Here is a 12,413-nt window from a genome sequence, read left to right on the forward strand (position 1 = left end):
CCTCAGTCCTCGCCGCGCCGCCGGGCGGAGATGGCCCGGTCGGCCTCGCGGCGGTCCTGCCGCTCGCGCAGCGCCTGGCGCTTGTCGTAGGCCTTCTTGCCCTTGACGACGGCGATCTCGACCTTGGCGCGGCCGTCCTTGAAGTAGAGGCTGAGCGGCACGACCGAGTACCCGGACTCGCGCGTCGCCTGCGCGATCTTGTCGAGCTCGCGGCGGTGCAGCAGGAGCTTGCGGCGGCGGCGCGGCGTGTGGTTGGTCCACGTGCCGTTGACGTACTCGGGGATGTGGACGCCCTCGAGCCAGAGGTCCTCGTCGCGGTCGAACCCGGCCCAGCCGTCGATGAGCGAGGCCCGGCCCATCCGCAGGGCCTTGACCTCGGTGCCCATGAGGACCATCCCGGCCTCGTAGGTGTCCTCGACGAGGTAGTCGTGGCGCGCCTTGCGGTTGCTCGCCACGAGCTTCGTGCCGGGGGTCCGCCCCTTGTCCTTCGCCACGGTCAGGAGGCTACCCGCCCGGGCCGGGTCGGCTCACGGCGATTCCCGCCGCGGCCCGCCGTCGCGTGCTCAGCCGAGGGTGTTGAGCCACTTGCGGGGGTCGACGAACGCGCCGTCCTGCAGCGTCTCGAAGTGCAGGTGGCAGCCGGTCGAGGTGCCGGTGGTCCCGCTGTAGGCGATGAGCTGGCCGCGGCTGACCGAGCCGCCGTTCACGACGAACGAGGTGAGGTGGTTGTACGTCGAGGCGAGCCCGACCCCGCGCTCGAGGCCGTGGTCGATGACGATGCGGTTGCCGTAGCCGCCGCCCCAGCCGGCCGAGACGATCGTGCCGGAGGCCGCCGCGTAGACCGGCGTGCCGCAGCCCACCGCGTAGTCGCGGCCCGAGTGCAGCTTCCAGTAGTGGTAGATCGGGTGGAAGCGCTGGCCGAACTCGGAGCTGACCCAGCCGGTGCGCACGGGACGGGAGAGGACACCCGACCCGGTCGAGGACCCGCCGCCGCCCCCGCCGCCGGAGGTCCCGCCGGAGGAGGAGCCCCCGGAGGAGGACCCTCCCGAGGACCCGCTGCCGCCCTTGTTCTGCTCGGCGCGCTTCTTGGCCTCGGCCGCGGCGCGGGCGCGCGCCTCGGCGGCCCGGCGGGCGAGCACGGCGCTCAGGCGGTCCTGCTCGGCCTTCATCTCGTCGAGCTGCTTCTTGTCCTGCGCGAGCGCCTCGCGGAAGTCCGTCGCCTGGCCCCGCTGGGCGGTGACGAGCGACTCGAGGTCGAGCTGGGCCTGCTGCGCCGTGGCCCGGGCGGCCTCGGCCCGCTTCAGCGCGGCGGCCGCCGCCTTCTGCTTGCGTACCGAGTCGACCCGCAGGGCGCTCACGTGGTCCTCGAGCGCGGTGAGGCCGGCCTGCTCGGTCGTCAGGCGCTGCATCGTCGCGTTCTGCACGTCGAGGACGGTGTCGACCATCGCGAGCCGGTCGGCGAACTGCTGCGGCTGGGTGCTGGAGAGGGCGACGTCGAGCTGGCCGAAGCCCTGCTGCTGGTAGACCTGCGAGGCGAACTGCGCCAGGCGCTTGCGCCCGGCGGCCACGGCCTTGGTCGAGGCCTGGAGGTCGGCGGCGGCCTTGGCCTCGTTGGCCTTCGCGACCTCGAGGTCCTGGGTCGCCTTGGCCTCGGCGGCGTCGGCGGCGTCGGCGGCCGAGCGGGCCTTGTCGAGGGCGCCGCGGGCGGCCGGCAGCTTGTCCTCGGTGGCGTGCAGCTTCTTGTAGGCCGCGCGCAGGGAGTCGGTCGAGTCCTCGACCTGGTTCTCGAGGTCGTCGACCTTGGCGTCGACCTGTCGCTTCTGGGTGCCCGGGTCCGGGGCGGCCGGGGCCGCGGGGGCGACCGCGAGCACGAGCGCGGTGGAGCAGGTCATCGCCGCGGCGAGCCCGAGGAGCCGTCGCGAGGCGGGGCCGCGCAGGCGGTCAGGTCGTCCCATGATCACCATTGGTAACACGAACCACACCTCCGTGCACAGCCGACAGGCACACCGTCGGCCGACCGGAGGACGGCCCGGCATCAGGACTCTCTCAGCGCGCGGACGCCGCCGGGCGGCGTCCGCGCAGGTCAGGACGGGTCAGACCCGCAGGTAGCGGCGCAGCGTGACGACACTCGTCCCGACGGCGATGAGGACGACGCCGCCGAGCATCCACGGGGCGAGCAGCCACACGTCGGAGGTGCCGATGAACGCCTGCGACAGCGCGATCTGGCTCGCGCCCTCGGTGAAGACGTACTGGGTCAGCCCGATGAGCAGCCCGACGGCGAGCAGCACCCCGACCGCCGAGACGATGACCATCTCGGAGATGAACGGGGCCCGGATGGTCCAGTTCGAGGCGCCGACCAGCCGCATGATGCCGATCTCGCGGCGCCGGATGAACGCCGCCTGCCGGATCGTCGTCGCCATGAGGAGGGCCGCGCAGGCCGCCATGAGCGCCGCGAGGAAGACCGCGAAGACGGTGATCCAGTTGATGATCGTGAAGAACTTCGAGAGGACCTTCTCCTGGTCCTGGACGGTCGCCACCCCCGGCGCGTCCTCGAACTGCGTCGTGACGTTCTTGAACTTCGTCGGGTCGTCGAGCTGCACCCGCAGGCTCGGTGGCAGGTCACCGACCTGGACGTTGCCGGCGATCGGGCTGTTGCGGAACTGCTCCTTGAAGCGCTGGAACGCGTCCTGCTCGGACTCGTAGAAGACCTGCTTGACCTCGGGCAGCGCCTCGAGCTGGTCCTGCAGGGCGGTGCGCTGGGCGTCGGTCGCGGCCTTGCCCTCGCAGTTGGGCGCCAGGGCGTTGGCGTTGCACAGGTAGATCGACACCTGGATGCGGTCGTACCAGTAGCCCTTCATCGTGTCCGCCTGGCGCTGGGCGAGCAGCCCGAGGCCGAGGAGGAACATCGCGACCATCGTCACGAGCACGACCGAGACGGCCATCGAGATGTTGCGGCGCAGGCCGGACCCGACCTCGGAGGCGAGGAAGCGCATCTGCATCTCAGGCCTCCCCGTCCGTCGTCACCACGGGGATCTCCTCGGTGGGGTGGTAGCTCGCGTCCTGCTCGTCGCGCACGACGTGGCCGTCGGCGAGCTGGAGGACCCGGCGGCGCAGGTCGTTGACGATGTCGTGGTCGTGCGTGGCCATGATGATCGTCGTCCCGGTGCGGTTGATGCGGTCGAGGAGGCGCACGATCTCGAGGCTGATGGCCTGGTCGAGGTTGCCGGTCGGCTCGTCGCACAGGAGGATCTGCGGGCGGTTGACGACGGCGCGGGCGATGGCGACGCGCTGCTGCTCACCACCGGAGAGCTGGTGCGGGAAGCGCTTCTCCTTGCCGGCGAGCCCGACCATCTCGAGGGTCTCGGGCACGAGCTGGCGGATGGCGTGGCGCGGCTTGCCGATGACCTGGAGGGCGTACGCGACGTTCTCGTGGACGGTCTTGTTCGGCAGCAGCCGGAAGTCCTGGAAGACCGCGCCCATCTCGCGGCGCAGCCGGGGCACCTGGCGGGTCGACAGCTTGCGCAGGTCGTGGCCGGCGACGAGCACGACGCCCTCGGTGGCGGCCTCCTCGCGCAGCGCGAGGCGCAGCATCGTCGACTTGCCGGAGCCGGAGGGCCCGACGACGAAGACGAACTCGCCGCGGTCGATGTCGACGTCGACCTTGTCCAGGGCCGGCCGCGTGGAGCGCGGGTAGACCTTCGTGACGTTCTCGAAGCGGATCATGCGGAGCAGAGGGCCTCACGGCTCGGGGGCGGGGACCGTGGGGCGCCACGGCACTCTCGAGGATAGGTCGACTCCCCGCGCGAGCCGGTCAGCCCACGCCCCTCGGCGGGTCACCGGCCCGCCGACCGGGGCCGCGGCGCGTCCGGCGTCGGGCCGGAATCCCCCCGTTCGTCGGACCCGCGCGCCCGTCCGGGGTTACAGTCCCCGTGTCCCGGGCCTCCTGACCCCGGGACACGGGTCCGAGCGCAGGGGTGCCGGATGCGGACCCTTCCTCTGTCGTCAGTGAGGACGTCACCATGCCCCGCACCCTCTTCCCCGCCGTCGCCGTCGCGGCGCTGACCGCTCTCGTCGCCACCTCGGCGACGACGGCCTCCGCCGTCGAGCCGACGGTCGAGCGCGATGCCCCTGCCCCCGTCAGCGCCGCGTCCGCCGACCACCACGCCTTCGCCCAGGCCCTGCGCCGGGCCCGGGGCGAGGGCGCGCAGGCCGGCCTCGCGGCCGCGCTCACCGCTCCCCCGGCCCCCGCGGCCCTCTGGGTCTCGGACGGGGTCGGCACCGCCCGGGTGTCGTTCAAGAACGCCGCCGGCGAGGTCGGGACGATCTCGCCCCGGACCGACCGCACCGACGTCGCCGTGGGGCCGGCCGGCGACACGATGGCCTACCGCGCCGGCGGCGTCGTCCACGTCGAGCCCCTGCCGCTCGGCAGCGGGACGGTCGTCGACCACCCCGCCTCCGACGTCCCGGCCGCCTGGGGGCCCGCAGGCGACGGGTTCGCGCTGACGACCGACGCGGGGCTCTTCGCCCAGTCGACCAACCCCGACTACCGCCTGCCGTTCGAGAGCCCGGTCGACGGCACGCAGCCCGCGGTCAGCCCCTACGGCGGCGAGCTGTTCGTGCACACCGGCTCCGGGGCCACGGCCGACATCACCGGGACGGCCGCACCGTTCATCGGCACCTACGGCGGGGTCGGCACGTACGCGCTCGGCCTGACCGCGTACCAGCCGGAGGGCCCCGGCCTCGGCCAGGAGCCGGGCACGGGCATCGTCCCGGGGGTCGACGACGGCGCGACCTACCTCGCCTTCGAGGGCGTCGTCCCCGCCGGCGCGGGGGCCCGCCTCTACGTCGACCACCAGGACACCCCCGGGTCGGACGGCACCGGCTACGGCACCCCCGTCGCCGTCGCCGACCTCGGCCCGACCCTCTGCGGGGTCGCGGCCCCGGTCTTCTCGCCGGACCGCCGCTGGCTGGCGTACGTCCGGCCGAGCGGCCCGGTCGGCAGCGAGTGCTCCGCCTTCGAGGTGCGCCTGCACAAGGCCGACTCGAGCAGCCGGTACTCGACCGACGGCGTGGACGTGCTGCTCGCCTCCCGGACCACGAAGCCGACGCTGCTGTCCTTCGAGCCGAGGAACCCGGCGGCCGACCCCCAGCGCATCGACGGCGCGAACCGGTACGAGGTCTCGGCGAACACCGCCGCGTACTACGACCCGACGACGAGCGAGGCCGCGGTCGTCGCGGGCGCCTACGCCGAGGCCGACGCGCTCTCCGGCGGCCCGCTCGCGACCGAGAACCAGGGGCCGCTCCTGCTCACCGACTCGCGGGCGCTGCGCCCCGAGACGGCCCAGGCCCTCGTCGGCAGCCTGGCCAAGGGCAAGACCGTCTACATCCTCGGCGGCACCGTCACCGTCCCGGCCTCGGTCGAGACCGCCATCCGCACCCTTGGCTACCCCACCAAGCGGATCGGCGGCGCGAACCGCTTCGAGGTCGCGGTCAACGTCGCCAAGGAGATGGACCGGCTGCGCGGCGGCACCGGCGGACCGACGCTGCCGACGGCGGCCTTCGTCTCCTCCGGCTGGGCCTTCGCCGACGCGCTGGTGGCCGGCCCGCCCGCGACCGCCTACGACGCCCCGATCCTCCTGACCAACGGGGCGAAGCTGCCCGACGTGACGAAGGCCTACCTCGACTCGCTCGGCCAGAGCGCGCAGATCTTCGCGATCGGTGGCTCGGGCAAGGACGCGGTCGTCCGGGACCCGCGCACCGAGGTCGTCGACGGCGCCAACCGCTACGAGGTCGCCGCCAACGTGGCGCAGCGCTTCTTCGCCGGGTGGTGGATCCTCGCCCTCGCCGACGGCCGCAACTGGCCCGACGCGGCCTCCGCCGGGGCGTTCATGGGCCTGTACGGCCAGCCGATCCTCCTGACCAACGGCAAGTCGACGCTGCCCGCCGGCACCGAGGCGCAGATCCGCCAGACCGAGGAGTCGATCGACAGCGTGCTCGTCTTCGGCGGGCTCCCGTCGGTGCCGCAGGGCGCGATGGACGCCGGGCAGCGCCTGGCCGGCAGCCAGACCTCGTACTACGGGCCGAACTTCACGAGCACGCAGTAGCCGGGCGGCCGCCTCAGGCGGTGTCGGGACGGACGGCGGGGAGCCCGGAGGCGGGCGACCCGCCGTCCGGCGTCACGCCGAGCACGTCCCGGAAGCTGGCCCCCACGGCGGCGGCCGCGCGGCGGGCGTCGCCCTCGGGCAGGAAGGGCCCGCTGGGGACGTCGTCGGGCCAGAAGCGCACGAAGTCCTTGCCGTCGGTGGCGGTCGGCACGTGCCACCCGTCGGCGAGGAGCCGCTCCTCCTCCTCGCGGGTCCACGGGAAGGACCCGCCGGCCCGCGGCGAGCCGACCCAGTGACCGCGCAGGTGGTCCTCGGCGCGCACGAGCCGGACGAAGGGCGCGACCGGGCGACGTCCGCCGCCGAGCAGCCAGCGCAGCCGCGAGCCGCTGCGGGCCATCCGCTCGTGCCCGGGCGGGGCCGTGACGGTGAGGGACGCGCCGTCGGCCAGGCCGCGCACGGCGACGACGAGCGCGTCCTCCCAGGTCGACCACGTGGTGGGCCCGGCGGCCCCGGACGGCGCGGCGTGCTCGGCGGTCATCGCTCAGCCCTCGGCGGCGGCCTTGTCCTGGGCGATCTGCCACCGGATGCCGGCCTCGATGAAGCCGTCGATGTCGCCGTCGAAGACGCCCGAGGTGTTGCCGACCTCGAAGTTCGTCCGCAGGTCCTTGACCATCTGGTACGGGTGCAGGACGTAGGAGCGCATCTGCTCGCCCCAGCTGGCCTTGACGTCGCCGGCGAGCTCCTTGCGCTCGGCGGCCTCCTCGGCCTTCTTGAGCAGGAGGAGCCGCGACTGCATGACCCGCAGGGCCGCGGCGCGGTTCTGGATCTGGCTCTTCTCGTTCTGCATCGACACGACGGTGCCGGTGGGCAGGTGCGTCATGCGCACGGCGGAGTCGGTGGTGTTGACCGACTGGCCACCGGGCCCGCTGGAGCGGAAGACGTCGATCTTCAGGTCGTTCTCGGGGATCTCGATGGTGTCGGTCTGCTCGATGAGCGGCACGACCTCGACGGCGGCGAAGCTGGTCTGGCGGCGGCCCTGGTTGTCGAACGGGCTGATCCGCACGAGGCGGTGCGTGCCGCCCTCGACGCTGAGGTTGCCGTAGGCGTAGGGCACGTCGACCTCGAAGGTGGCCGACTTCAGCCCCGCCTCCTCGGCGTAGGAGGTGTCGAGGACCTTGACGGGGTAGTGGTGGCGCTCGGCCCAGCGCAGGTACATCCGCATGAGCATCTCGGCGAAGTCGGCGGCGTCGACGCCCCCGGCGCCCGCGCGGATGGTGACGACGGCGGCGCGCTCGTCGTACTCGCCGGAGAGCAGGGTGCGGACCTCGAGCTCGCCGACGGCCTTGCGCACGGAGACGAGCTCCTTCTCGGCCTCGGCGAGGGTCTCGGCGTCGTTCTCCTCCTGGCCCATCTCGACGAGGGCCTCGAGGTCGTCGATCCGCGCGTCCATGCTCGTGACGCGGTCGTGCTCGGCCTTGGCCCGCGAGAGGCCCGAGGTCACCTGCTGGGCGCGCTCCTGGTCGTCCCAGAGCGAGGGCTCGGCGGCCTGCTGCTCGTACTCGGCGATCTGCCGCTCGAGGGTGGCGAGGTCGGTGACCTCGCGGACCGACGCCATCGTGCCGCGCAGGTCCTTGATCTCCTGGGTGAAGTCGGTGGCCACGAGGGGTCAGCCTACGCGAGCGGCTCCCGTGGCCCGGACGCAGGACGCGGCCCGCACCGAGGGGTGCGGGCCGCGTCGCGGGCGTGCGGGTGCGTCAGACGACGAGGCCCAGGAGCAGGACGGCGACGAGGCCGGTGACCGAGAGCAGCGTCTCCATCGCGGACCAGGACTTGAAGGTCTGGCCGACCGAGAGGCCGAAGTACTCCTTGACGAGCCAGAAGCCGGCGTCGTTGACGTGGCTGAAGAACACCGAGCCGGCGCCGATCGCGAGGACGAGGAGCGAGACCTCGGCGGTCGGCATCCCGGTGGCCAGGGGCGCGAGGATGCCCGACGCGGTGACGGTGGCGACGGTGGCCGAGCCGGTCGCGAGGCGGATGAGCACGGCGACGACCCACGCGAGGAGCAGCACCGAGATGCCGCTGCTGCGCACCCAGTCGGCGACGAGCTCGCCGATGCCGGTGTCGACGAGGGTCTGCTTGAAGCCACCGCCGGCGGCGACGATGAGGAGGATGCCGGCGATCGGCGGGAGCGAGGCCTCGAGGGACTTGCCCATCTCCTTGAGGTCCATGCCGGCGCCGCGGCCGAGGGTGGCCATCCCGACGAGGACGGCGATGAGCAGGGCGACGAGCGGGGTGCCGACGAAGTCGAGCGCGGAGCGGACGGCGGTGCCCTCGGCGGCGAAGATGTCGGCGAGCGCCTTGCCCATCATGAGGACGACGGGGGTGAGGACGGCGAGCATCGTCGTGCCGAAGGAGGGCCGCTGCGCGCGGGTCTCGCGCTCCTCGGTCTCGAAGAGGGCGGGGGCGGGCACGTCGACCCAGCGGCCGGCGACCTTGGCGAAGAGCGGGCCGGAGACGGCGATGACCGGGATGGCGACGAGCACGCCGAGGCCGAGGGTGATGCCGAGGTTGGCCTTGAGCGCGTCGATGGCGACGAGGGGGCCGGGGTGCGGCGGCACGAGGCCGTGCATCGCCGAGAGGCCGGCCAGGGCCGGGATGCCGACCTTGACGATGGAGACCTGGGCCCGGCGGGCGACGAGGAAGATGACCGGCATCAGGAGGACGAGGCCGATCTCGAAGAACATCGGCAGGCCGATGATCGCGCCGACGCCGGCCATCGCCCACGGGAGGGTCCGCTCGGTGGAGCGGCCGATGAGGGTGTCGACGATCTCGTCGGCGCCGCCGGAGTCGGCGAGGAGCTTGCCGAACATCGCGCCGAGGGCGATGAGGGTGCCGACGCCGGCCGCGGTGGAGCCGAAGCCCTTGGTGAAGGAGTCGACGACGTCGCTCATCGCGACCCCGGCGACGGCGCCGACGGTGAGCGAGCCGAGCGTCAGGCCGAGGAAGGGGTGGATGCGGAAGCGCGTGATGAGCACGACGATGACCGCGATGCCGAGCAGCGCGGCCGGGACGAGGCGGCTCGCGGGGATGCTCTGCGCGGCCTCGTCGGCGGCGGTGAGGGCCGGGAAGAGCAGCCCGTGGAGGTCGGTGGTCGTCATCGGAGGGAGCCGTCCTTCGGGGCGAGGATCTGGAGGGAGTGCTCGACGAGGTCGTCGACGGGGGCGCTGACGTCGAGCGCGGTGCCGAGCTCGTCGGCCTGGAGCGGCTCGAGCGTGGCGAACTGGCTGTCGACGAGGGCCGTCGGCATGAAGTGGCCGGGCCGGCCGGCCATCCGGGCGGCGATGACGTCGCGGTCGCCGTGGAGGTGGATGAAGTACGCGTGGGTCGCGTGCTCGCGCAGCAGGTCGCGGTAGGACCGCTTGAGCGCCGAGCAGGAGACGACTCCCCCGCCGGCGGTGTGCGCGTCGAGCCACGAGGCGATGGTCCGCAGCCAGGGCTCGCGGTCGTCGTCGGTCAGCGGGATGCCGGCGGACATCTTCGTGACGTTCTCCGGCGGGTGGAAGTCGTCGGCGTCCGCGAAGGGCACCCGGAGCCGCTGGGCGAGCGCAGCACCCACGGTCGTCTTGCCGGATCCGGACACCCCCATCACGACGACGAGGGGGGACTGGCTGGTGGTGGTCATGCTGCGCGACTCCTGTGTCGGCGGGCCCTCGGCGTCGAGGGCGGGTCGTCACACAGGATGGACCCATAAATCTGCTTTATCAACCCCTGAGCCTGAGAAAGTCTCATGAGTCACGTCCAGCAGAGGCTTACATCGGCGTCTGGCACCCTTGCCCGCATGGCCACGCCTCCCCGCTCCGCGCCGGGCCGCCGCCCGCCCACCCCGGGCCTGCACGCCGGGGTCCTCGACGCCCTCGGCGCCGAGATCGTCTCCGGCGCGGCGCCCGAGGGCTCGGTGCTGCGGATCGACCGGCTCGACGAGCGCTTCGGCGTCTCGCGCTCGGTCGTCCGCGAGGCCGTGCGGGTGCTGTCGGCGATGGGCCTGGTCGAGACGCGGCGCCGGGTCGGGGTGCTCGTGCAGCCGCGCTCGGCGTGGAACGTGTTCGACCCCACCGTGATCCGCTGGCGCCTGGACGGACCGGGGCGCGAGGAGCAGCTGCTCTCGCTCGGGGAGCTGAGGCGCGGCGTCGAGCCGGTGGCGGCAGGGCTGGCGGCGCAGCGCGCGACGGGCGAGCAGTGCGCCCGGATGGCCGCCGCCGTCATGGAGATGCAGGTGCAGGCCAAGGCGCGGGACCTCGTCGCCTACCTCGCCGCCGACCAGGACTTCCACCGGGCGATGCTCGAGGCCTCCGGCAACGAGATGCTCGCCGCGCTCGCCGGTGTCGTCGACGAGGTGCTCGCCGGGCGCACCCACCACGACCTCATGCCGGCCCGCCCGAACCCCGACGCGATCCGGCTGCACTCCGAGGTCGCGCAGGCCATCGGCGCCGGCGATGCGGTGGCCGCGTCCTCGGCGATGGCGGCCATCATCGACGAGGCCAGCGCCGCCCTGCGCGCCACCACCCCCGACGCCTGACCACCCCTCCCGCGGAGCGGTTTCCCGACTGATTGCGAGTTTCGCCGCTCGACGCGCCGCAGCCAGGCGTGTCGAGCGGCGGAACCCGCAATCAGTGGGCTGGAGGAGGGGCGGGAAAGTTTTCTGCGGGGGGATGTATCAGGGCTGGCGGGGGCCTCTCCTTCCCCTCGACGGCGGGCAGCAGGGGCTCGCCGGTCGGCCGCTCGCAGGGTCCGGGAGACGGGCAGGGGCGTTCGACGTGGTCCACCGCATCGGTGCGCAGGGGCGCCGGCGTCGTGGACGGGCGGGGTGGTCGGGAGCAGGGCCCGGCCGCCCCGCTGCGTCGTGCCCGCGGTCAGTCGAGCGGCAGCAGGTGGTGGCGCTCCCCCGCCTCGCGGTGGCCGCGCACGGCGTCGCTGCTCCGGTCGGACAGGACGCTGCGCCGGCTGCGGCTGGAGAGCAGGCAGCGGTCGCTGCGGTCGGAGAGGGCCGAGAACATCGACATGCTCGAGAACGCCGAGGCCACGCTCATCGACGACCCGAGGCTGAGCACGGAGGCGAAGCTGCCGACGCTGGCGATGCTCAGCACCGAACCGACGCTGCCGACGGACAGGATGCTGCCGCGGGAGCCGATGGACAGGAAGCTGTCGGTGGAGCGGATGCACCACCGGCCGCGCAGCCGGGCGGGGAGGTCGGGCACGTGCCCGACGCTACGCCGGTCGGCCTCTGCTGCGCAGGGCCTCGGCCCCCGACCTCGCGACGCCGGGCGCGACGGCCCGCAGCGAGCGACGTCGCCGCCCGACGGCGCCCCGAGCGTCGGGCACGGCGAACGACGTCAGGGGACGACGAGGTCCGAGCGGGCGCGTGAGGTGACGTGGACCGTGATGCTCACGCCGAGCTCGCGCAGGACTCCGCCGACGAGCGGCAGCTCGGCCTCTCCGCTGAGGTCGACGACGGCGGTCCGTCCGTCGGGACTGCCGGTCGCCCGGCCGAGGCGCCAGGCAGTGACCCCGGTCGGCCGCTCGACGGAGTCGAGGTAGGCCGCGGCCCGCGCCCGCACCGAGCCCGTGCTCAGGGGGACGGAGTCGCCGACCCCGTCGCGGTAAGCCCCCTCGTCGAGGGCGCCGGCCGCGGCCAGCGAGGCACCGTCCGCGGCGTCGAGCAGGCGGATGCGTACGAGGTGCGCGGACGTGACGGCGACCGTCCCGGCGACGAGCGTCACCGCGACGACGACGAGACCGAGGAAGTAGACGGTGATCGTGCCGCGCTCGTCGCGGACCTCCCGCGGCGGCGGTCTCACGGCAGCACCCGGAAGCGGTCCACGGTCGAGACCTGCGAGGCCGAGACCGGGACGCTGAGCGGCAGCGCGTCCTCGAGGAACGCGGGGACGAGCGGGAGCGGGACGCGCACCGTGGCCGTCGTCTCGACCCGACCGTCGGGCCGCAGGCAGGGTGAGCCGTCGCAGGCGATGGTCAGGGTGCCCGTGTCCTCGAAGCGCTGGTCGAGGAAGGAGATCCGGGCAGCGGCCCGGGCCCGGGCGAGGGCGTCCTCCCCCACGTCGCTCGTCACGTACGCCCGCCCGGCCTCCCGGGCCGCCTGGCTGACGGTGAAGGCACCGGCCTGCACGCGGGCGAGCATGAAGACGAGGTAGACGAGCGGCAGGAGCAGCAGCACCCCGAGCATGACGAGCTCGACGACGGCGCTGCCCGACTCCGCGCGCTGCACCCGGCCGCCATGTCGAGGTCGTGCGGTCC

The 12,413-nt window shown here is 73.5% G+C and carries 13 protein-coding genes; 2 read left to right on the forward strand and 11 right to left on the reverse strand.

Going from position 1 to position 12,413, the window contains the following annotated elements:
• Window positions 1–2: 2 nt before the first annotated feature.
• The 4 genes from smpB to ftsE form a co-directional block, all read right to left on the reverse strand.
• On the reverse strand, window positions 3–494 hold the full coding sequence (gene smpB / locus HL663_RS16945) for an SsrA-binding protein SmpB (protein WP_173029449.1): 492 nt from the start codon (window positions 492–494) through the stop codon (window positions 3–5).
• 69 nt (window positions 495–563) lie between these two features.
• Window positions 564–1,955, reverse strand: a complete 1,392-nt coding sequence (locus HL663_RS19425) for a M23 family metallopeptidase (RefSeq protein WP_173029450.1) — start codon at window positions 1,953–1,955, stop codon at window positions 564–566.
• Window positions 1,956–2,093: 138 nt separating this feature from the next.
• The gene (gene ftsX, locus HL663_RS16955; RefSeq protein WP_173029451.1) at window positions 2,094–2,999 is read right to left on the reverse strand and encodes a permease-like cell division protein FtsX; all 906 of its coding nucleotides are present in this window, start codon (window positions 2,997–2,999) and stop codon (window positions 2,094–2,096) included.
• A 1-nt stretch (window position 3,000) separates the two neighbouring features.
• Entirely contained in the window at window positions 3,001–3,723 is a 723-nt protein-coding gene (ftsE, locus tag HL663_RS16960) for a cell division ATP-binding protein FtsE (protein ID WP_173029452.1), read from the reverse strand.
• Window positions 3,724–4,019: 296 nt separating this feature from the next.
• Between ftsE and HL663_RS16965 the strand changes: the two genes are divergently transcribed.
• Complete coding sequence (locus HL663_RS16965) at window positions 4,020–6,104, forward strand: cell wall-binding repeat-containing protein (RefSeq protein ID WP_173029453.1); 2,085 nt, start codon at window positions 4,020–4,022, stop codon at window positions 6,102–6,104.
• 13 nt (window positions 6,105–6,117) lie between these two features.
• On the opposite strand, the gene HL663_RS16970 is transcribed toward HL663_RS16965, so the two are convergent.
• From HL663_RS16970 to HL663_RS16985, 4 genes are all read right to left on the reverse strand, one after another.
• On the reverse strand, window positions 6,118–6,642 hold the full coding sequence (locus HL663_RS16970; protein ID WP_173029454.1) for a TY-Chap domain-containing protein: 525 nt from the start codon (window positions 6,640–6,642) through the stop codon (window positions 6,118–6,120).
• 3 nt (window positions 6,643–6,645) lie between these two features.
• On the reverse strand, window positions 6,646–7,764 hold the full coding sequence (prfB, locus tag HL663_RS16975; RefSeq protein WP_173029455.1) for a peptide chain release factor 2: 1,119 nt from the start codon (window positions 7,762–7,764) through the stop codon (window positions 6,646–6,648).
• 94 nt (window positions 7,765–7,858) lie between these two features.
• Window positions 7,859–9,262 carry a GntP family permease gene (locus tag HL663_RS16980; protein ID WP_173029456.1) on the reverse strand — a complete coding sequence of 468 codons (1,404 nt, stop codon included), beginning with the start codon at window positions 9,260–9,262 and terminating at the stop codon, window positions 7,859–7,861.
• Entirely contained in the window at window positions 9,259–9,786 is a 528-nt protein-coding gene (locus HL663_RS16985; RefSeq protein WP_216842611.1) for a gluconokinase, read from the reverse strand. Before HL663_RS16985 ends, HL663_RS16980 begins: the two co-directional genes overlap by 4 nt.
• A 156-nt stretch (window positions 9,787–9,942) precedes the next feature.
• Between HL663_RS16985 and HL663_RS16990 the strand changes: the two genes are divergently transcribed.
• Window positions 9,943–10,680, forward strand: coding sequence for a FadR/GntR family transcriptional regulator (locus HL663_RS16990; RefSeq protein WP_173029457.1), 738 nt, complete (start codon window positions 9,943–9,945; stop codon window positions 10,678–10,680).
• A gap of 334 nt (window positions 10,681–11,014) precedes the next feature.
• On the opposite strand, the gene HL663_RS16995 is transcribed toward HL663_RS16990, so the two are convergent.
• From HL663_RS16995 to HL663_RS17005, 3 genes are all read right to left on the reverse strand, one after another.
• Window positions 11,015–11,359 (reverse strand): hypothetical protein, encoded by a 345-nt coding sequence (locus HL663_RS16995; protein ID WP_216842612.1) that lies wholly within the window; start codon window positions 11,357–11,359, stop codon window positions 11,015–11,017.
• 135 nt (window positions 11,360–11,494) lie between these two features.
• Window positions 11,495–11,959 carry a pilus assembly protein TadG-related protein gene (locus HL663_RS17000; RefSeq protein ID WP_173029458.1) on the reverse strand — a complete coding sequence of 155 codons (465 nt, stop codon included), beginning with the start codon at window positions 11,957–11,959 and terminating at the stop codon, window positions 11,495–11,497.
• Window positions 11,956–12,384, reverse strand: coding sequence for a pilus assembly protein (locus HL663_RS17005; protein WP_173029459.1), 429 nt, complete (start codon window positions 12,382–12,384; stop codon window positions 11,956–11,958). The genes HL663_RS17000 and HL663_RS17005 overlap by 4 nt, the downstream gene beginning before the upstream one ends.
• Window positions 12,385–12,413: the final 29 nt, after the last annotated feature.

It is taken from the genome of Arthrobacter sp. NEB 688 (genome assembly GCF_013201035.1).
Classification (GTDB): domain Bacteria; phylum Actinomycetota; class Actinomycetes; order Actinomycetales; family Dermatophilaceae; genus Phycicoccus.

Bases quoted from the DNA above. Each gene is read 5' to 3' on its own strand.
- HL663_RS19425 (WP_173029450.1), bottom strand. From the start codon at position 1,955: ATGGGACGACCTGACCGCCTGCGCGGCCCCGCCTCGCGACGGCTCCTC.
- ftsX (WP_173029451.1), bottom strand. From the start codon at position 2,999: ATGCAGATGCGCTTCCTCGCCTCCGAGGTCGGGTCCGGCCTGCGCCGC.
- ftsE (WP_173029452.1), bottom strand. From the start codon at position 3,723: ATGATCCGCTTCGAGAACGTCACGAAGGTCTACCCGCGCTCCACGCGG.
- HL663_RS16965 (WP_173029453.1), top strand. From the start codon at position 4,020: ATGCCCCGCACCCTCTTCCCCGCCGTCGCCGTCGCGGCGCTGACCGCT.
- HL663_RS16970 (WP_173029454.1), bottom strand. From the start codon at position 6,642: ATGACCGCCGAGCACGCCGCGCCGTCCGGGGCCGCCGGGCCCACCACG.
- HL663_RS16980 (WP_173029456.1), bottom strand. From the start codon at position 9,262: ATGACGACCACCGACCTCCACGGGCTGCTCTTCCCGGCCCTCACCGCC.
- HL663_RS16985 (WP_216842611.1), bottom strand. From the start codon at position 9,786: ATGACCACCACCAGCCAGTCCCCCCTCGTCGTCGTGATGGGGGTGTCC.
- HL663_RS16990 (WP_173029457.1), top strand. From the start codon at position 9,943: ATGGCCACGCCTCCCCGCTCCGCGCCGGGCCGCCGCCCGCCCACCCCG.